This window comes from Brevibacillus centrosporus, from assembly GCF_003710815.1.
Lineage (GTDB): Bacteria > Bacillota > Bacilli > Brevibacillales > Brevibacillaceae > Brevibacillus > Brevibacillus centrosporus.
Map to the genome: position 1 here is coordinate 20228 of NZ_RHHP01000004.1, position 18973 is coordinate 39200.

At 49.0% G+C, this 18973-nt stretch carries 18 protein-coding genes and 3 pseudogenes; 7 read left to right on the plus strand and 14 right to left on the minus strand.

The genetic code is table 11. The annotated features are described in order from the left end of the window. Nucleotides 1–7: 7 nt before the first annotated feature. Nucleotides 8–766, minus strand: coding sequence for a GerAB/ArcD/ProY family transporter (locus EDM55_RS31270; RefSeq protein ID WP_122959847.1), 759 nt, complete (start codon nt 764–766; stop codon nt 8–10). Then, a pseudogene (locus EDM55_RS05985) lies at nt 714–2349 on the minus strand (spore germination protein). Before EDM55_RS05985 ends, EDM55_RS31270 begins: the two are co-directional and overlap by 53 nt. 298 nt (nt 2350–2647) lie before the next feature. Between EDM55_RS05985 and EDM55_RS05990 the strand changes: the two are divergent. The 3 genes from EDM55_RS05990 (at nt 2648) to EDM55_RS30780 (ending at nt 4457) form a co-directional block, all read left to right on the plus strand. Then, nucleotides 2648–3118 carry a GNAT family N-acetyltransferase gene (locus EDM55_RS05990; protein WP_375371891.1) on the plus strand — a complete coding sequence of 157 codons (471 nt, stop codon included), beginning with the start codon at nt 2648–2650 and terminating at the stop codon, nt 3116–3118. Between the two features lie 164 nt (nt 3119–3282). Beyond that, on the plus strand, nt 3283–3939 hold the full coding sequence (locus tag EDM55_RS05995; protein WP_122959848.1) for a hypothetical protein: 657 nt from the start codon (nt 3283–3285) through the stop codon (nt 3937–3939). A 386-nt stretch (nt 3940–4325) separates the two neighbouring features. Further along, nucleotides 4326–4457, plus strand: coding sequence for a hypothetical protein (locus EDM55_RS30780; RefSeq protein ID WP_259676071.1), 132 nt, complete (start codon nt 4326–4328; stop codon nt 4455–4457). Nucleotides 4458–4505: 48 nt separating this feature from the next. On the opposite strand, the pseudogene EDM55_RS30590 reads toward EDM55_RS30780, so the two are convergent. Then, nucleotides 4506–4808: pseudogene (locus tag EDM55_RS30590) on the minus strand (hypothetical protein); the annotation flags it as partial. On the opposite strand from EDM55_RS30590, the gene EDM55_RS30785 reads away from it, so the two are divergent. Beyond that, entirely contained in the window at nt 4753–5160 is a 408-nt protein-coding gene (locus tag EDM55_RS30785; protein WP_375371892.1) for a fumarylacetoacetate hydrolase family protein, read from the plus strand. The pseudogene EDM55_RS30590 and the gene EDM55_RS30785 overlap by 56 nt on opposite strands. Before the next feature lie 96 nt (nt 5161–5256). On the opposite strand, the pseudogene EDM55_RS06010 reads toward EDM55_RS30785, so the two are convergent. After that, a pseudogene (locus EDM55_RS06010) lies at nt 5257–5645 on the minus strand (VOC family protein). A gap of 111 nt (nt 5646–5756) precedes the next feature. Next, nucleotides 5757–5975 carry an HIT family protein gene (locus tag EDM55_RS06015; RefSeq protein ID WP_092267644.1) on the minus strand — a complete coding sequence of 73 codons (219 nt, stop codon included), beginning with the start codon at nt 5973–5975 and terminating at the stop codon, nt 5757–5759. 475 nt (nt 5976–6450) lie between these two features. Here EDM55_RS06015 and hbs point away from each other — a divergent pair, with 475 nt between their 5' ends. Next, on the plus strand, nt 6451–6723 hold the full coding sequence (gene hbs, locus EDM55_RS06020) for a non-specific DNA-binding protein Hbs (protein ID WP_092267910.1): 273 nt from the start codon (nt 6451–6453) through the stop codon (nt 6721–6723). Nucleotides 6724–6789: 66 nt separating this feature from the next. Here the strand turns inward: hbs and EDM55_RS06025 are convergent, their stop codons facing one another. Together EDM55_RS06025 and megL are read right to left on the minus strand one after the other, a co-directional pair. After that, nucleotides 6790–8352 carry a sigma 54-interacting transcriptional regulator gene (locus EDM55_RS06025; RefSeq protein WP_122959851.1) on the minus strand — a complete coding sequence of 521 codons (1563 nt, stop codon included), beginning with the start codon at nt 8350–8352 and terminating at the stop codon, nt 6790–6792. 209 nt (nt 8353–8561) lie between these two features. Further along, nucleotides 8562–9767, minus strand: coding sequence for a methionine gamma-lyase (gene megL / locus EDM55_RS06030; protein ID WP_122959852.1), 1206 nt, complete (start codon nt 9765–9767; stop codon nt 8562–8564). 179 nt (nt 9768–9946) lie between these two features. On the opposite strand from megL, the gene EDM55_RS30175 reads away from it, so the two are divergent. Continuing rightward, nucleotides 9947–10132, plus strand: coding sequence for a hypothetical protein (locus tag EDM55_RS30175; protein WP_092267641.1), 186 nt, complete (start codon nt 9947–9949; stop codon nt 10130–10132). 322 nt (nt 10133–10454) lie between these two features. After that, nucleotides 10455–11162, plus strand: a complete 708-nt coding sequence (locus tag EDM55_RS06035) for an SDR family NAD(P)-dependent oxidoreductase (protein WP_092267640.1) — start codon at nt 10455–10457, stop codon at nt 11160–11162. A gap of 80 nt (nt 11163–11242) precedes the next feature. Here EDM55_RS06035 and EDM55_RS06040 read toward each other — a convergent pair whose 3' ends face one another. From EDM55_RS06040 to EDM55_RS06070, 7 genes are all read right to left on the minus strand, one after another. Continuing rightward, nucleotides 11243–12019 carry an ABC transporter substrate-binding protein gene (locus EDM55_RS06040; RefSeq protein ID WP_246071057.1) on the minus strand — a complete coding sequence of 259 codons (777 nt, stop codon included), beginning with the start codon at nt 12017–12019 and terminating at the stop codon, nt 11243–11245. Nucleotides 12020–12031: 12 nt separating this feature from the next. Beyond that, nucleotides 12032–12745, minus strand: coding sequence for a helix-turn-helix domain-containing protein (locus EDM55_RS30790; RefSeq protein WP_246071056.1), 714 nt, complete (start codon nt 12743–12745; stop codon nt 12032–12034). 319 nt (nt 12746–13064) lie between these two features. After that, nucleotides 13065–14282 (minus strand): MFS transporter, encoded by a 1218-nt coding sequence (locus EDM55_RS06050; protein WP_122959853.1) that lies wholly within the window; start codon nt 14280–14282, stop codon nt 13065–13067. Between the two features lie 225 nt (nt 14283–14507). After that, a complete protein-coding gene (locus tag EDM55_RS06055) occupies nt 14508–15266 on the minus strand; it encodes an SDR family NAD(P)-dependent oxidoreductase (RefSeq protein WP_092267638.1) in 759 nt (252 codons plus the stop codon). Nucleotides 15267–15286: 20 nt separating this feature from the next. Next, nucleotides 15287–16636: an APC family permease gene (locus EDM55_RS06060; protein ID WP_246071055.1), complete on the minus strand. Its 1350-nt coding sequence runs from the start codon at nt 16634–16636 to the stop codon at nt 15287–15289. Nucleotides 16637–16817: 181 nt separating this feature from the next. Then, entirely contained in the window at nt 16818–17555 is a 738-nt protein-coding gene (locus EDM55_RS06065; RefSeq protein WP_170184453.1) for a LytR/AlgR family response regulator transcription factor, read from the minus strand. A gap of 38 nt (nt 17556–17593) precedes the next feature. Further along, nucleotides 17594–18940 carry a sensor histidine kinase gene (locus EDM55_RS06070; protein WP_170184452.1) on the minus strand — a complete coding sequence of 449 codons (1347 nt, stop codon included), beginning with the start codon at nt 18938–18940 and terminating at the stop codon, nt 17594–17596. Nucleotides 18941–18973 lie beyond the last annotated feature (33 nt).

An 18973-nucleotide genomic window follows, 5' to 3' on the forward strand; every position in this document is an offset into this window, starting at 1 on the left:
TTCTTCCCTATCTCGCTTTCATGCCCACGCGTCGAATTTCGATATTCACCTGAAGGTCCACGGTAATGTCTTTATACATCTCTTGCCAGCGCTCTTTCGTTTTTACTTTCTGGTTCCAATACTGCGGCTCCATCGCCCGCACGTATTCACCGAACCCAAAGATATCGGCGCTTTTTGCTTGCGTTTGCTTGATGAGCCCCTCATAAAACTTCACAGCTCCCTGCTCATCCTGACGCTCAATTTGTTCGAGCAGAGCGGAAGTGATCACCAGACCTTTTTCATTGCTTTTTTCTTCCAAAACAGGCACTAAGAGGAACGGAAAGTAAAACTGATGGATGTAGGTAAAGGTAAAAATATCGCTTCTCGTAGAAATGGCAGCGAGGAGCAGCATGACAATCACGGTGATTTCCACAGGCGTTGATTTTAGTACGGCCGTGACGACGACCTCCCCAAACTCTCGCGCCGTAAGCGAGGTCAAAACCGCAAAAAAGCCGATCACAAGCAAACTGCCAATCCGTGCAAGCCACTTGCCGATAATATCTTCGCTGTAGATGATTATCGTCTTGCTGGGATATCGCTTCCCTAAAATCGTAATGATGATCACTCCGAAGAAAGCGAGACAAGTACCGAGGAAAGTGACAAACGGCGCCCCCGAATCTGCCGTCCGCACGGCAAAGAGCGGCAGGGCCAGTACCCCTACGCCAATGATGGTGCTAACCAGTATTGTCACCACTTGAATCACTGTTATTTGTTGAGGAACCTTCACCGGTAATATCCTCCCTTCCCTTTTGAGCTCGCGAGGAGGAATCCATGTGATCGCCAGGGGTTTTCAGTTTTTCTACGACGGATTCATCCAGCCTCCGCAAATCCTTTGGCTGTAAAAAAGCAGGTCTGCTTTTCAATGACCACAATGGCCCGCGTGTGAACAAATCTTTCATCCCCTGAAAACTGCCTGGTACGAGCGGACTCAAATACGGTACTCCAAACGATTTTAGCGACAGCAGGTGATTCACAATCAAAATCAAACCGACTACAATCCCGTAAAGTCCGAAGACACCCGCCATCACGATCAAAGGAAAGCGGAGAAAGCGAAGTGCCAGTGCTGCATTGTAAGCAGGCGTGGCAAATGATCCGATAGTGGTCAGTGCGATGATTACCACGGTAATCGGGCTTGCAAAGCCTGCGGCAACGGCTGCTTGACCGATGACGAGCACGCCTACAATCGACAAGGCTCCCCCCACTTGCTGCGGCAACCGGATCGTCGCTTCCCGCAAGACTTCCATGGAAATCTCGATGACGAGCACCTCGATCACCGCTGGAAAAGGAACTCCCGCCCGTCCACCTGCTACAGCCACCGCAAACTCGGTAGGAATGAGCTCTGGATTATACGAGATGATCCCGACGTAAAGAGACGGAAAAACGAGTGAGAACATCAGCGCTACGAGCCGTGCCAAACGAATGGCACTCATCAGGAGAAATCGCTCCGTGTAATCTTCCACCGTTTGATAGAACTGGTTGAAAGTCGTGGGTACAACAAGCGCCAGAGGCGAACCATCGACGAGGATGGCCACTCTGCCCTCCAGCAAATTGGCAGCTACTTTATCCGGACGCTCCGTATACTGAACCTGGGGAAACGGAGACAGATGGTTGTCCTCAATGAACTGCTCCAGGTACCCGGAATCCAGTATCGCATCAATATCGATTAGGGACAGCCGCTGCCTGACCTCTTCCACGAGTTCCGGATTGGCGATCCCTTGCATATGACAGATGGCGACCTTTGATTTTGTCCTTTGCCCGATTTCGAGCGTGCGCACATGTAGATCCGGTGTCTGCAAACGGTAACGGATCAAAGCAATGTTTGTCCCCAACAGTTCAATAAAGCCTTCGCGAGGGCCGCGTCCCGATCAGAAACGCGTCATCCAATCCCTCGACAACGACCACCGTCTGACCGCGCAGAATACCCTCAACAAGCATGGAGAGCTGACTTTCCAGCACCGCTTCGCTATGATAGAGAGTTTCGTTTATCAGCACATCCTTCATCCGTTTGGGATCAACATTTCCCTTCTTCATGCGAGGATTGACCAGCATCAGCGGTTTTAAAATGTCGGTATTCAGGTTACCCTGATCAATCATGTTGGAGTAATAGAACATAACTGCCGAAAATCGTCCAAACACATGAAAACGACGCATCGAAAAATCAGAGTTCTCTCCGAAAATATGTCGGATGTACGAAATGGTATCTTCCACATTTCCATTTATTCTTTCGTCGTTGGAATCGTTCTTGTTTTGATCGGACGTTGTGACCTGGGGCTGTTTCATCTTCTGGCTGAACCATTTGGAAAATGGCATTCTTCCACCGCCGATTCCTCTAGCAAATTGGCCCGAAACGCTTCATCGCTCGGTTGTTTTTCATCATCATTGACATTTCAGCCCCAGTTTAAACGAAAGCCCGCTAGGTTCAACTGCTTTGGACGCTTACATGGACGCATCCAGAGACTTCCCCGTGCTTCATCCCATCTTGCAATCTTTATAATTGGAATAATTATCTATTTACTTCTTTACTTAATTTACTACGATATGGTAATTTTTCGCTTGCCTTACCTTGTAAAGGAGGATACCAGGATGGGACGACGTATTCCTGCGAGGGATTGAGGGGTACCGCCAAAAGCAGCAGCCCAATACGCTGTCCGCTCTATCGATTTCAATCAATCCTGCTTACCGCGGACTTGGTCTCAGCAGGCAGATGGTAACAGCGATGAAAGAGATCGCTATCCAAAATGGACTGACGTATATGCTTGCTCCTGTGCGCCCCTCCTTCAAGCACAAGTATCCTCTTACGCCAATGGAAAAGTACATCCGATGGCAAACACCAGAGGGAGCTCCGTTCGATCCATGGGTGCGCACGCATTGGAAGCTGGTGGCCAAAATCATGCAGGTCGCCTCTGAATCGATGTTCATCAAAGGGAATGTCGCCCAGTGGGAAAGCTGGACAGGTATGAGGTTTCCCGAATCGGGAACGTACATGATTCCGGATGCGTTAACTCCCGTGCAGATTGACGTGGAGAAAGACGAAGCGTTGTACATCGAACCGTATATCTGGATGCAGCACTTTTTGTGAGGCTCTTGTTCCTGCCTGTGCGCTCTTCGAGGACGGAAAAAAGGGTGAATTATGTCGATTATTCTGGAAATCATCCGCCTAGTATCGTATAATTTCCCTGTAATAGTCCTTTGGTCCCCGTACTATTTACCCTTTAAATTAAACAGGCAACGGAGAATATAACGATGAAAAAAGCGGCAGGAATCACGATTATGGTAGCGTTGCTAGGTTTCAATGCATACCTGTGGCCAACATTGATAAAAGAAGTAAAAGCCGATCAGAAAAACGAAAAAGGCGTTCAAACCGCCACCATTTTACCAGCTTCAACTCCCGTCATGGATTTGTCCAATCAAGGGCCTCGTCCAGCCCATGTATCAGCGTATCCGGTCGAACAGCCGGCGGGTCAGCCGAGCTCAACTGCGCTAGCAGCAAGCAAACCCGGCACGGATTCGAAAAAGCAATCGTCGGCAAAGGCCGTACAGACGGCTTCCAGTAAACAGCCAAAGAAAACGGCCCAAAAGCCTTCCACCCCATCGAGACAGTCGGATGGTCCAGACGTTCAAATCACCTATACTTACGAGCCATCCACGATTCATTATGAAGAGACGACCTATACAACGACGAGCAGCTACGGCGGCGGTTCGTTCAATATGCCGCTCGAATATAACCCGTATACGGGCAAAGTCCAGGAATCCGTCAAAATTTATCGGGGCATGGAAGTTCCTGCTACCCCGACGTTAAACAAACAAAACTTCGGCATCCCGCAGACTGTAAAACCATATGTCCCCCCTGAGAAACAAGATCAACAGCGACTCGCCCCGCAGTCTTACCCAGGCAGATAAGAGAATATGGATTGTCCGCTCATTTGTTCCTCCGTGCAGGAACATTTTTTTTTGCCGAAAATAGGTGGGGCTTGAATCTACTTTACTAGAATATACTCTCTGCTTTACTACGCGCCTTTCAAGAAGAAGAAGAAGAAGAAGAAGAAGAAGACGCATCCCGTGGTTTGCGGAGGATCTACAAAGCGAGCTGATGAGACAAACGCACGCCTCTTCCTCTCCACCCCAAATGAAGTCCAAAACGAGCGACTTTGACCTTTGCTTAATACTGTCGGGACATCCTATAATTAGCTCATACGCACTCGAAAAGCAGGCGTGACAAATAGAAGGAGAAACGATTTTCGTTGGAATCAACGCTTTGGAGAAACGTCTTTTTTTGAATCTATTTTATGGTGACCATGCAAACCGCCATCAACTCGATGGTGACATTGGAGGTCCAACACCCTACACGTATCGTGACAGTGGCAGCTACAGCCGCAGCAGCGCAATCAGCCACCAGTGAGGCAGCTGTGAAAAAGTAAACAGTATAACCTATGAAAAATACAGATACGTACACAAGCAAGGGCTCTCTACCCAAAAGTAGAGAGCCTACCCAAAAGTAGAGAGCCTACACACAAGGCGGCGATTCCGTAGCGTTCGCCTCGTCTCCTCATCTGATACAGCAGCGTGACGAGAATACGCGCACCCGTCGCGCCCAGAGGAAGCCCCAATGCGATGGCTCCCCCGTTTACATTCACGCGGTCCAAATCCAATGACAGCTCACGGATGACTGCCAGTGCCTGCGCAGCAAAGGCTTCATTGCATTCGATCAGTCCAATGTCAGAAACCTTTTTTCCTGTTCGTGCAAGCAGCTTCTGGACGGCACGCACAGGACATACGCATCAATGGGGGCCGGGCAAAAACTTCGAGGGAACCGGAGCATTCGGACCTTGGATGGTCACGCGGGATGAAATCGGCGACGGAGAGATTTTGACTCTCGAAACGCGGTTGAATAGCGAGGTCATGCAGCACGCTACGACCGACATGCTGCTCTTCCCGATCCCTACCTTGATCAGCTACGTGTCCAGCTTCACTACACTCGAGCCAGGGGATGTCATCGTGACGGGTACGCCAGGCGGGATTGGTATGAAACGGAACCCACCCGTTTACATGAAGGCAGGCGATGTGGTGGAAATCGAAGTAAGCCGCGTGGGAGTTTTGAGAAATACGATTGTAGCTGAATAGGTGCGTAATGAAAAAAGATAGCTTCGGTTGGAGGCTATCTTTTTTCTCGTTCAGTGGCTGCAGGCATCAAACGAGCCAGAGGCCACACAGATGCTTTTACTTCATTCTTTTCGAAATCGGATGATCTTCTTTAAGCTGCAGCAGATCCCAGAGGTTCCCGTACAAATCCTTGAACACGGCAACTGTTCCGTAGGACCCCTCTTGCGGCTCCCTCACAAATTCGATCCCTCTTCCAACCATCTCCTCATAATCTCTCCAAAAATCATCTGTATTTAGGAAAAGAAAGACTCTGCCGCCAGTCTGATTGCCTATATAGCTCTCTTGCTCAGGATTAGATGCTCTCGCTAGCAAGATCGTAGTCCCCACTGAGCCCGGAGGAGACACAACCACCCAGCGTTTATCCTGTTCGGGCTGATAGGTGTCTACTCGATGGCCTCATCGTAATCTTTGACGACGAGAGCAATGTGTACGATGGACTGGATCATTTTCTTGACTCCTTTGTTTTGAGAATTCCGAGCATGTGTAAAGTATCGATGACCGTGATCCGCAAACCCCAAAACTCGCGTACAGATGTTGTGCCTCAAGGACGCTAACGGCTATTGCTGCGTTCCCCCACAATCTATTGCTTTTTCATTCATTCTTTTATGTTGAACGCCCCCCTTGAATATTCCCCCATTTTCACAAACACTTACCCCTTCTACAGGAAATACTTTTTTCAGGGCAGTGGTAATTTTCTGAGAGGCTTTCATGATTTCCGTCGCCGTCCCGATATCCAAATCAACCAAATCGGTGAAATGCTTTTTCGGTAAGATCAATGCCGATATTCCCTAAATTTCCGCTATATATTCTCTTCCAGAAACAAAGCAATCTTTATCCGGCTGACTCCCGAACAAAGGTTGCTTTCGCTGCCTATCTACTCACGATCTCCTTGGCAAGGAGAATCATTTCACTACATCTTCATTGGAATGATCATAGACGATCTCAAAATCACGATGCTATTCTATAAAGTACGTGTACGTCCAGCAGTTCGTCAATGGATGATTTCTATTTCTTGTACCATGCAGCTTTTATGCCATTATCTGTTCAACCGCTTATCGGGCAGAACCAAAGAGCCATATCCATTCTTGCATGATTATCTATTTTTGCATAAATAATGGTGTGCTGGAGGGCTCCATTCTCGAGAATCTCCATATTTTTTTCAACATAGGAAACGAATGTTCTCTCACACTCTTCCATTTCCTTCCCAACTCAAGTATTATGTATTTTATATTGAATGAAAGGGTGTTACTCATGAACAAAACAGAACTGATTGCAAAAGTAGCAGAAGCTACTGAACTCACGAAAAAGGATTCTACCAAAGCTGTAGATGCGATTTTCGAAGCGATTGCTGGTGCACTCCAAAACGGAGAAAAAGTATCCCTCATCGGTTTCGGTAACTTCGAAGTGCGCGAACGTGCAGCTCGCAAAGGACGCAATCCTCAAACAGGTGAAGAAATTGAAATCGCTTCTGCAAAACTCCCTGCATTCAAGCCAGGAAAAGAACTGAAAGAAATCGTAAAATAGATTTCGGTTACATAAAAAGACGCCCGCTTTGGGCGTTTTTTTGTTTGGCAACGCTTTAGTCCCCGCTTACAACTGGTATTTTTTCATTTTCTGCAGGACAGCTGTATGGCTAATGCCTAAATAGGCCGCGGCTTGCCTGATGGAAGGATGCTCTTTTAACGCACGAATCAATATCGTTTTTTCGTAGTAATCCATTTGTTCTTTGAGTAGCTTTGGGGTGGAGTGTGAAAAGTCTTGGTCGCTCTCGGCACGATCCTGCTGTGTATCAAAATACAAATGCGCCGCCCCAATTTCCTGTCCAGGACAAAGGTATACCGTTCGCTCCATCACATTTTGCAGCTCACGTACGTTGCCCGGCCAATTGTGACTTTGCAAGGCGCGAATAGCTGAGTGAGTGAGCGGAATCATCGGCTGATTCGTTGCTCGGCATACCTTTTGAATAAAGTACTGGGCCAGCATCGGGATATCACTTTTGCGCTCTCGAAGCGGCGGAATCACGATCGGGATGACGTGCAAGCGGTAATATAAATCTTCGCGGAACAGTCCTTTGCTCGTCATGTCTGCAAGATTTCGATTCGTAGCTGCGATAATGCGGACATCGATGGGAAACGATTTGTTCCCGCCGACTCTCCGTACTTTTCGCTCTTCCAATACGCGCAGGAGCTTCGCTTGCAGATGCAACGGAATATCCCCAATTTCATCCAGAAAGAGTGTTCCACCCTGCGCAATCTCAAACAGCCCAAGCTTGCCTCCCTTAAGCGCCCCCGTAAACGCTCCTTGCTCGTACCCAAATAGCTCGCTTTCCAGCAGAGCATCTGGAATGGCGGCACAGTTAATGGGTACAAAAGGCCCGGCAGATCGATTGCTCTCAAAGTGAATCGCTTTGGCAAACAGCTCTTTTCCCGTACCGCTCTCCCCTTGTAGGAAAACAGTGGCTTCGCTTTTCGCCACTCGCTTTGCCGTCTCAATACACTGTCGCATATTCGCACTCTGCTGAACGATTTCGTCAAAGGAAAATCGCTCACTTCGCTGTACGGTGGACAGCAATTCTTGAATTTGTTTATTGTCGCGCAGCACAATCACGACACCTTGACGCTCGCTCTTCTCGGCAGGAATAATGGGATGATAGCTGCAAATGTAAGTCATGCGCTTTTTTTGTCCGGTAAGCAGACTTACCTGAACGCTGGGCACCTCAATCGCTTCCTCCAGGCATCGCCTCACCTCGACTGCTGCTTCTCCCCACAGCTTTTCGATCGAGTCATGCAGCAGCTGTACCGGCTCCATTTTCAGCATCGCTTGAGCTGCACGATTGATGGTAGTGATCCTCAGCTGATCATCCAGCAGGAGAATTCCTTCCGAAACCGTTGTAAGAATCGTATGAATGCGGTTTTCACGCTCTTCTGCAGGTAGGTATGGGATCATTTTTACCTGCTCGATGCCTTTCACCTGCCTAATCCATTGCATGATCGTCTCGACCTTGCTCGGAGCCACGGTAGGAATTTTCAAATAAATATAGTGAGGCCGAACCTCCATCCCGATAATATCGATCTGGTTCGCTGCAAAGCAGGCGATGACCTCATGTGTGATGCCAACCCGGTTTACGCCATTGATTTGAAAGGTAATACCCATGAGCGCAATCCCACCTCACCCGTCAAACGGTCTAGTTCTCTCCATCCATCATAATGAGAAAAAATGGCTACGCCAAGTTTTTTGGTGGAGCCGTCTGATTCAAAGGGCGCAAGTCTTTCTTTTTTGTATGTATGCTGGATCAGATGCTTGTCCATCGTTTTCTATAAAGAAAAGCCCGGTGCGTTTCTGCACACGGGCCATCGGAGATATCAAGCAAAGGCAAGCGCTGCTTCCAAATCGTCGAGGATGTCCTCAATGTCCTCGATCCCTACGGACAAACGGATCAGTCCATCTGTAATCCCCATTTTTTCTCTTTCCTGTAGCGGAATGATCGAATGGGTCATCGAGGCGGGATGCTGAATAAGTGAATCCACATCTCCCAAACTGACGGCCCGTTTGCACAGCTGTACGTTGTTCATCATGCGGATCCCTGCTTCCATCCCGCCTTTCAGCTCAAAGGCGAGCAGGCCGCCGAAGCCATCCATTTGCCTGCAGGCCAATTCATATTGAGGAAACCGCGACAAGCCCGGGTAATGCACCTTCGCCACTTTCGGATGCTGATCTAAAAACTCCGCAACCTTTTGGCCATTTTCACAGTGGCGATCCATCCGCACGCCCAGCGTCTTCAGCCCTCGGATCAATAAGTAAGCATCAAACGGACCTATAATACCGCCTATATCCTTTAAAGAGGTCATGCGAATCGTATCCATAATCGATTGAGGACCTGCCGCAACACCTGCAATGACATCGCCGTGTCCGCCAATGAATTTCGTTGCGCTATGAATGACGATATCACACCCATGCTCGATGGGCCGCTGCAAGTAGGGAGACATAAACGTATTATCCACGACGACGCAGGCACCTATCTCCTTGGCAATTTTTGCGACCAGCTTCAGATCGACCAGCTCCATCGTAGGATTGATCGGCGTTTCGACGTAAATCACTCGGGTAGTGGGCATCAGCTTTTGACGGATGGACTCCTCGTCTGTCATGTCACAGAGCGAGTACGTGACTCCAAAACGGTCTTGCATCAAATTCAGTAAACCGTACGTGCAGCCGTACAATCCTTTGGTGCCGAGGATATGGTCCCCGCTTTTCACGAGGGCCATGAGAACCGCCGAAACCGCGGCCATCCCGGATGCAAAGGCAAGACCAGCCTCCGCCTTCTCCAAAGCAGCAATCTTCTCTTCCAAGACAGTGACCGTCGGATTGCCTAAACGAGAATAGACGTAGCCCGCTTCTTCCCCAGCAAAGCGCCGAGCCCCTTCCTCCGTTGAGGCAAAGACAAACGTCGAGGTTTGGTAAATGGGTGTCGCCAATGCGCCTGTCTGTGGATCAGCATGGTAACCAGCATGGATGGCAGTCGTAGATCTCCCTTGCTTTTTCTGTGCCTGAACGGTTTGATTGTTATTCATCCAAGAATCACCCCATCATTTCATTTTGAAAGTGTATTCTTGCACAATGTATGCCAGCGTGAAAAGCTGATTGGGACTACGTTATTTAGAAAGAAGCAGAAGATAATGGAAAGAATTCTTGCCATTCGGAATGATAACTTACCATAATGAGAGACAAGTACTGGAAGGAGGCATATGAAATGAAATTAACCAACATTCCCTTTACAGTAACAGACTGGAGTGCCATCGAGCCTACGGAGCAGGAGCCGCCTATTGGAGAACGCAGCATTTTCATGACATGCGGGTTCGACTTGTCGAATACAGATGATACCTCTCCACATCGCTCTGCTACCAAGTTTGGAGCAAAACTGTTTATTGTCGATTAACAGGCAGCGCGAGGAGCCACGTTCTTCGGCTTGGACTGGGCGAACAAGGAAGCGTCCATCTTAATTTGCAAGCGCTGCTCCTATATTTTATGGTTCATGGATGAGCCCGCTAAGAAATAGATTCAAAATTTTCGGTAAAAGGTGTGTGACAGCGTGGAGAATGGGTATGCGATCTTTTTTAATCGTCGTCTGGGTCAAGTTTCCGAAAGAGCAAAGGTAAGCTCCCAGCTCCCTATACTCTCTGCAGACGAATAACAGAGCAACATTCCAAACATCTCCTCATGGTATAACTAACATGAATTTCAAACAAGGAGATGAGAACATGAGCAAGCTGAAGGGCAAGATTGCGGTTGTGACGGGTGCAAGCCGAGGAATTGGTCGAGCTATCGCACGGCGTCTGGCACAGGATGGGGCGTTGGTAGCCGTACACTATGGGACGAGAAGAAAAGATGCCGAAGAGGTTGTCCAGAACATCGAGAGAAACGGCGGTTCGGCCTTCTCGATCGGCACTGACTTGCGTGTCCATACTGGAATTGGCGATTTCTATACGCAGCTGGACGAGGAGCTTCTGAAACGTACGGGAGAGACGCGGTTTGATATATTCGTAAACAATGCGGGGATCGGACAAATAGCAAGCTTCGAGGAGACTACGGAAGAATCTTTTGACGAGGTCATGAACATGAATGTCAAAGCGCCTTTTTTTATGATCCAGCAAGCTTTGCCTCGTATAAAGGAAGAAGGCCGGATTATTAACCTCTCCTCGTTCGTTACGCGGGCAGCCTCTCCAAGTATTTTCGCCTACAGTATGTCAAAGAGCACAATCAACTCGCTAACCCTCATGTTGGCCAAACAGCTTGGGAGGCGCCAAATTACGGTGAACGCGATCCTCCCCGGTATCATCAACACGGATATGAATGCAGGCACCTTGCAAAGCCCTGACGGACAAAAGTATGCGGCTTCGCTCTCCACCTTCAACAGATGGGGAGAGCCCCAAGATGTAGCCACCCGCCTGGATTCGCGAAAAGCTTGATGCGGGATGCGGGCTCAACAAAACAGCGGCTAGCCTCGTCAAAGGCAGCCGCTGTTTCTCTTATCAGGATATCCTGCTATTTACTTCACTACGGATTTCAAAACGTCATCGATCATGTGACTGTTGGCAATCGCTCCGGTGTACAGCCAGCTCGAGCTATCATCAAATACGTACACATGCCCGTTCTTTACAGCCGGCATTTGCAACCAGATTGGATCCTTTTTCATTTCATCTCTGTTTACGCCTTTTCCTTGTACAACAAACAAATGATCAGCGTTTAACTCCGCCAGCTTTTCTGTCGAAAGGGGCTTCCAGTTGGCATCATTTTGCTTGGATGCTTCCTTCACGACTTCTGGGATTGTCAGCCCTAGGTCTTTGTAGAGCAAATCACCGCTGGATAAATGCTCATCTACGACGAATACGGCTTTCCCTGTGACCCAGAGCGCTGCAGCTGATTGTGTGCCTATTGCTTTTTTCAATTGCTCCCGAGCGTCCTTTGCTTTTGCTTCGTAGTCAGCCAGTACTTTTTTCGCTTCCTCTTTCTTGTTCAGAACGTCTCCGACTGTCAGCAGTTCTTGACGCCAGTCGTTGTTTTTCTCTGTCCCTACAGCAATGGTGGGCGTGATTTTCGCATATTGGCTGTAGCGGTCCCCTGCTACCATTTCGGCACTGTCGACGATAAGCAAATCTGGATTGTAGCTCATGACGACTTCCGGCGGCAGATCATGAGGAATCAAAGGTACTCCCGCCAGATCTTTTTGCAGGTACTGCTGTACAACGTTTCCTTTTACCGACCATTGCGCAACGGGTTTTACTCCCAGCACGATGAGATGATCCTCCAGATATGACGCGATCACTCGCTGTGGCTGCTATGGTACCTTCATTTCATGTCCCAATGGGTTCGTTACAGTTCGCTCAGTAGATACTGGTGTCTCTGCCTGTACATTGCCATTCGGTGCAGCAGTATTCGGTGTACCCGCACAAGCACTAACCAGCAAGCTGAGCGCTACGATCAGTGCGGAAGCCATCGACTGTGTTGTCTTTCTATCCACTTGCCTAATCCCTCCGAAGACTTGTTGAGAATTGTTTTCATCAATATACCTTTGGATTTCCTGTGCGGCAATGGACAATTCGGTCTTGTCATAGGGACGATATGGACCTTTTCGCTTCGTGCTTGCCCGCTTCTGATATTGATTCGAGGTCATTCCCGTATGCTTTTTGAACAGTCTTGTGAAATAGAACGGATCGGCGTAGCCCACACTGGCCGCGATCTCCTGGAGTGTAGCGTCCGTCCCTTGCAGTCTTTCTGCTGCTTTTTGAATTCTCACCTTGATCAAGTAATCGATGGGACTATATCCGGTCTGCATTTTAAAGATGCGGGTCAAATAGCGCACGCTGTAATGGAACTGCTTGGCTAACAAGTCAAGAGTGATCTGCTCTGCGTGATGCTTATCCAAATAAGCCATGACTTGCTCCACCAAGGTTGGTTTTTCTGTTTCCGGCTGTGCTCCCTGCAGCTGCTTTTGGAGCAAATGAGCGTGCACAAATTGATAGAATATCGCTTTGACATGCAGCCGTCCCAATGCTTCTGGCTGCTGCCATTTTTACTCCATTTGGTTTGCCCACTCGAGCAGCGGTACCGGCTCTTCCAGGGAAAAGCCGTATACTTCCTGAAACGAGTTCCGGCTATGGTATCTGCTTTGCCCTTTCCGCCATGTAGCAGGAAAAAACGTTGAGAGACATACTCTCTGCCTGCCAGTGACAGCCGTGCGTACCCTCTAAACGCGTAGAGAAAACAGCTCGTCGGAAGCTGATAGGACTGCCACTTTTCCGTTTCGTGCAGGACATATCGGCGCACATCAAAACGCGTTATATCGGATCGGAGCCGTCCTGACAAACCTTCTACTTTTCTTGTGCGTGGCCAATCTTTTCCTGCTGTCTACGCGGAAGGATGATCGGCAAAAGCAACAGCGCACCGATGAGAAACAGGAACCCACTGAACGTATACACGGCTCCGAGGGTAAGCAGGTCCTTCACGACCCCTGCGGCAGACATACCGACGACCATCATCCCCATGAAAATCGGAGTCATGGCTCCCCCTACCCGCCCGATGAACTCGACCTGCGTATTTTGCATGATCATCGTATTGATCCCCACTTGAATACACGGATAGATCAAGCCGCTCACAGCTTGCAAGAGCAGCGTAATCCCTACGCTATGTGACAAGCCTACCCAGATAGTCGTCACGGTGCTCACTGCCAAACCGAAGGCGAGCAAGCTCTGCGGCTTCACTTTCTTTGCCACTCCCATAATGAGGGCGCCGCCAACCAACATCGCAGCTCCATTGATCATGAGGGGCCAGCGTATAAATTCTTTATCCATCCCCAGATTCTCAATCGCTACGAAGATCATGAGCGGCTGAATAATACCGACAGCCAGCCCCGCTGCCGCAAAGGTGCCTCCCAGCGTCCTCAACGTCCGATTGTTCCATACGTATTGCAAGCCTTCCAACAGCTCTTGCTTGAAATTTGCCCGTTTCCCCGCTGCTTCCTGGACTGCAGCGTCCCTCGGAAGAGAAATGAGGGTAATTCCTGATGCGAAGAAAAGAAGCCCTGTCAAAATGAGCGAGACATGTATTCCGTATTTTTGGTACAGGTACGTGCCTACAACCGGCCCAATCACCATGAAAATCGCCATCAACGACTGAAACATAGCCATCACGCTTTGCAGCTGCGCATGCGGGACATGCTGCTTAAATATTTTCATCGCAGACGGCTGGGAAAATTGCGACATGATCGATGAAAACAAAGTAGAGAGCAGCAAAGCGTGCCAAGAACCATAAACGAGAGCAACCAGCACTGCAAACAAGGAAAGACTCGACAATAGATCACAGAGAACCATGGTGCGCTTCGGCCTCCATCGATCAGCAAATGTTCCTCCGATAATGGCGAACAGAAAGATCGGTGCATACTCAACGACGGAAATCAGCGATACATACAGCGGGTCATTGTGTGTCAAATCGCTTACGTACAAAAGGATAGCGAAATTGCGAATCCAGACGCCAAGCTGCAAAAACGTGCGGGAAAAAATAATGGTGCGGACGTAACGATTGTGTAACAAAAGAACAAGCTCCTCTCCATAAAGTAAACAACCAAACAAATCATCTGATTATTTATAGACAATTTAATTCATTGTCTATTATTTTGTCAACGTATTTTAATTTCGTCTACGTCCTTCTGATACTCCCGGAATGCAAAAAGCAAAAAAAGCCTCGCCGTTTTACCGGCAGGCTTTACTCACGAGGACGCGTCCCCACACGCAAGATTCGATTCCTTCTACAGACCACTATTTGGACGTCAAACCGCCATCCACAAGCACAGCACTTCCCGTCATCGCCGAGGATTCATCAGATGCTAAAAATACGGCCACATTGGCGATTTCAACCGGTTGGATGGTTCGACCGATGGGCTGGAACTCACTAATGCTTTTCAGTACGTTTTCACGGCCGCCAAACAAGTCGGCATGTGCATCGTTGAAAGTCGTGTCTACCCATCCTGGGCAAATGCAGTTCACACGTACTTTTTCTGCCGCAAAATCCAGCGCCATCTGTTTCGTCAGCATATGGATGGCTCCTTTGGAGGTGACGTACGCAGACAAGCGCGGTTCTGCTGCGAAACTATTCGCGGAGGCCATGTTCACTACAGAGCCGCCACCTGCCTCGATCATTTCAGGCACAATGTATTTGCCAGTCAAAAACATCGATTTTACATTGACCTCCATCGTACGGTCCCATACCTCTTCTTCAAGCTCGATCACAGATCCCGGCACGTTAATTGCAGCGTTGTTGCACAGGACAGTAGGAACACCATACGTTTCCTTGGCAAATGCGAGGAGTGCTTGCACGTCTGCTGCTTTGGACACATCCCCCTGGAAAAAGACAGCCTTTTGGCCTTTCGCAGCAATTTCTTCTACGACCTCTTCTCCTGCTGCTGCAATATCCGTCGCCACGACCCAGGCTCCCTCTTCGGCAAAACGCTGGGCAATAGCAGCACCAATTCCTCTGGCTGCTCCTGTGACGATGGCTACTTTGTTCTGTAAGCGCATATTTGTATCCTCCTTTGAATTTACATATCTTTGAGTACTGGGGCTACTTTTCGATAGCCATTGGACTTCACATAGCCGACTACGACTCCGATCAATACCCATCCAAAACCAACGGAAAAGGTCGTCCAGTCAAATCCAGACCAGACATAGCCTGTGATCAGAAGTCCAATGAACGGAGTGAGCGCGTAGGTAAGGAAACCTTTGACTCCTCGCCTGCGTTTTTTTCCGTAAAAATAGACGATGATGGTAGCATTCAACATCATGAAAGCCGTGATGGCACCGAACGTGACGAACTTGTAAAGCGTCTCGATCGACAGAGACAAAGTGACGACGACAGATAGCAGCGCGCAAAAGATCGTCGCGTTGACCGGCGTTTGAAATTTCGGATGGATCTTGGATAAGGCCTGTGCAAAAGGCAGCAGGTTTTCCCGGCTCATCGAGTACAGCACGCGGGCAGTTGCCGACTGCACATTCAGCGTAACCGCTATCCCTACTGCGACGACATTGATCAGTATCAAGATCGTATAAAACACTGGCCCACCCGCTTCTCGCGCAATTTCAAAAAAGCCCATGTCCGGGTTGAGCGTCTCAAACTGCGGATGAATCAATGCCGCCATGTACACTTGAATGATAAACAGCAATCCACTGAACAGGATGGACAGGACCGTTGCCTTTCCGACTGTTTTCACAGGGTCCTTTGCTTCTTCTGCCAAGGTACTGATGCCATCGAAGCCGAGAAATCCGAGCACGGCGATGGACGTCGCTGTCGCGATAAAACCAAAATCCACATGGTCTGTCTGATACAATGGCGCCAGACTAAAGCCACCCAAGCCATGTCCGTCGATGAAAACAAACTTGAAAGCGATTCCTAAAAACACGACAAGCGTGATGATCTGCATCCAAAACATGATCAGATTCGCTCGAGCCGTCATCGTGATTCCACGGACGTTGATCAGTGTGTTGCAAATTACGAAAAAGAGCGTCCACACAAAGGCGGGAACCTCCGGCAGAATCCCTGCCATCCATACCCCTGCAAAGGCATATAACAAGGCCGGACATAGAATATAATCCGCCAAAATCAACCAGCCTGCGATGAAGCCCACATGTGGATTTGCTCCCCTGCTCACATACGAATAGACTGAGCCCGCGTAGGGAAACTCTTTGCTCATGTGGCTGTAGCTAAACGCTGTGAACATCAGAGCAATGACCCCGATACAGTAGACCAGCGGCACCATGCCAAAGCTTTGTTGGGCGACAGCGCCGTAGACTTGCATCGGTGCGAGCGGTGCCATAAAGACCATCCCGTATATGACCAAATCCCGAAACGTAAGCGTCCTTCGCAGCTCTTGTTTGTATTGCGTACCCTCCATATCGAACTCCCCCTTTACCAATTAGTAAGAATAAGAAAATAGTCCTGCTTTCATCTTAGCTTTTTATCAAAAAATTCCGAAATACATTCCGTCCCAACAAAAGCGCTTTGGTCTGAACCGATTTTTTTTGACAGAGAAAAGCCATTCCTCTGGTCGCGTGAGGAATGGCCCGTTTATTTGCTTACATCCATTTTTTCAAATTGTTCCAGAAGGAGGCGATCTCCTGTATTTTATCCTCCGCGATCAGCGCCTGCTTGCCTTCCCGTGCCTGATGAAAATAAATCGTACTCCCCTCGATGTGACTGATCTTTTTCATATTTACGAGAAAAGAGCGGTGTGTCAGGTAAAAATAGCTGTCCTGCAAATAGGACTCGTATACCTTGATCGGGATTTTGCTTTCGTAGGCATCGCTGGCGGTATGGACGAGTATTGTTCGGTTGATCGATTCGATGTACAAAATATCATCAGGTGTCTTTTGCAGAATTTCCTCCGCAAAGATCGGGACGTAGAGCCCCCCCGCTTTCACGAATGATTGATAGTCGATATGGCTCTGCAGCTTTTCGATCGCCTGCCCGAGGCGCTTAGCCGTATACGGCTTTTCCACGATGTCGACAATTCCCAGGTCGTACGTAACGCTGGCGTGTGGCGCCATTCCCGTGACGAGAATGGTAGGGAGCTGAACCCCTCTCATCTTCAGAATCGAAAAGCTTTCCAGCCCACTTCTTCCCTCCCCCAGATGGATATCGAGGATCATCGCCGACAAATCCGTCCGGAGTGTCGCCTGAGCAATCAACTCATCGCCGGACTGCGCTCTTGCTGCAATTCGTATATGTTCGTGGGTGGCCAGATACCCCTCCAGCACCTCTAGCTGTAGCTCATCATCTTCGGCAATCAATACGTTGATTGGCTCCTTCCCCATGGTTCTCTCACTCCCTCCTCGCATCGTTTGCGAAATAACTAGCCTGCCACTCTTTTGTCCACTACTAACAAAATTGAGAAGCATGTCCTTCCACGAGCAGAAGTAACAGATAGCTCGCCCTCATATTTTTTCACGATCTCCTGCACGATGCTAAGGCCGTAACCACGCGCCCCACCCGCTTCCGACATTTTGGTCGTGAACCCTTCCTGCGTCAGCTTTTTCACGTTTTCTGCCGGAATAGTCACACCCGTATTTTCGACCGTAAACTGATAGGTGTTGCCCACTTTTTTCAAATGAAGCGAAATGCTTCTCTCCCCGGTCGGATCTGCCTCCGCTGCCTCGATAGCGTTATCCAGCAGGTTGGAGAGAATCTTGATCAAATCGGAAGAAAGGACACCCTCGAAGTTTTCCTCGGGAGAAACGTCAAAGTCCATCTCGATTTGAGAAGCACGCGCCTTTTCCACTTTGGAATGAAGCAGCACCAGCAAGGCGGGATTGGCAACTTGCTGTGTAAGGGTCACGACCTGCAGATCAGTTTGCAATCCGCGCAAATACTCCTGTGCCCGCTCTACCTTACGCAATTCCAGCAGCCCAAAGATCACCTGGAGATGATTGGCGAAGTCATGCTTGATCGACTGAATCGAGGTAAGGATGGAGCGAAATTCCTTTTGAAAGGTTTGCTCCGAATCCCCTACCACACGCAGCGTCTCTTTTTGATACCACCGACGGATGAGCGTGTAGCTCACCACGATGAGTACGAGGACCACTAAATTTGCGAAAAAGTAGAAAAGACTATTTTTCAGAGCGTTGTTTTCGATCTGTTCCAACACTTCCACGCCGGTATCGATCCCCACAATCCCGACCAGCTTCCCTGATGTGTTGAACAAAGGCGCGCCAGTCGTGATGTAGACTCCGTATTTGGGATCGTGAATGATTCCCGTATGAAACGTGTCACCATGATACGCTGGCTGGACCTCTTCCATCGTCAGCGTGCATAGCTCGCCGATATACGTGTGGGCGGTGTCTCCTGGAGGAAGACCGTTAATCATGACACGACTGTTTCCTTCCGCATCCATGACGACGATATACACATGCTTTGCCCCGATTTTCAGCCGATAGTCGTTGAGAAAACGGTTGAGCATGATATAGTCCGCACTATCCTCCGTAGGCTTTTGCAGAAATCGCTCGAAGCCCTCGACATCTACCTCGCGGGCAATATCCGCGGCTGTCTTCATGCTTTGCGTCGAAATGGAAATCTCCACCGTTCGAACCGTACTGTCATACGTGAGGAAAATATTCGCAAGCATGAAGCACAAGCTCAGAAAGATTGCGACCATGATGATCATTCCGACCTTTTTGTTGGTTCGCGCAGCGATTATTTTCATCGTTCTCTCCTGACCTTTCCGTCCAGACATGGC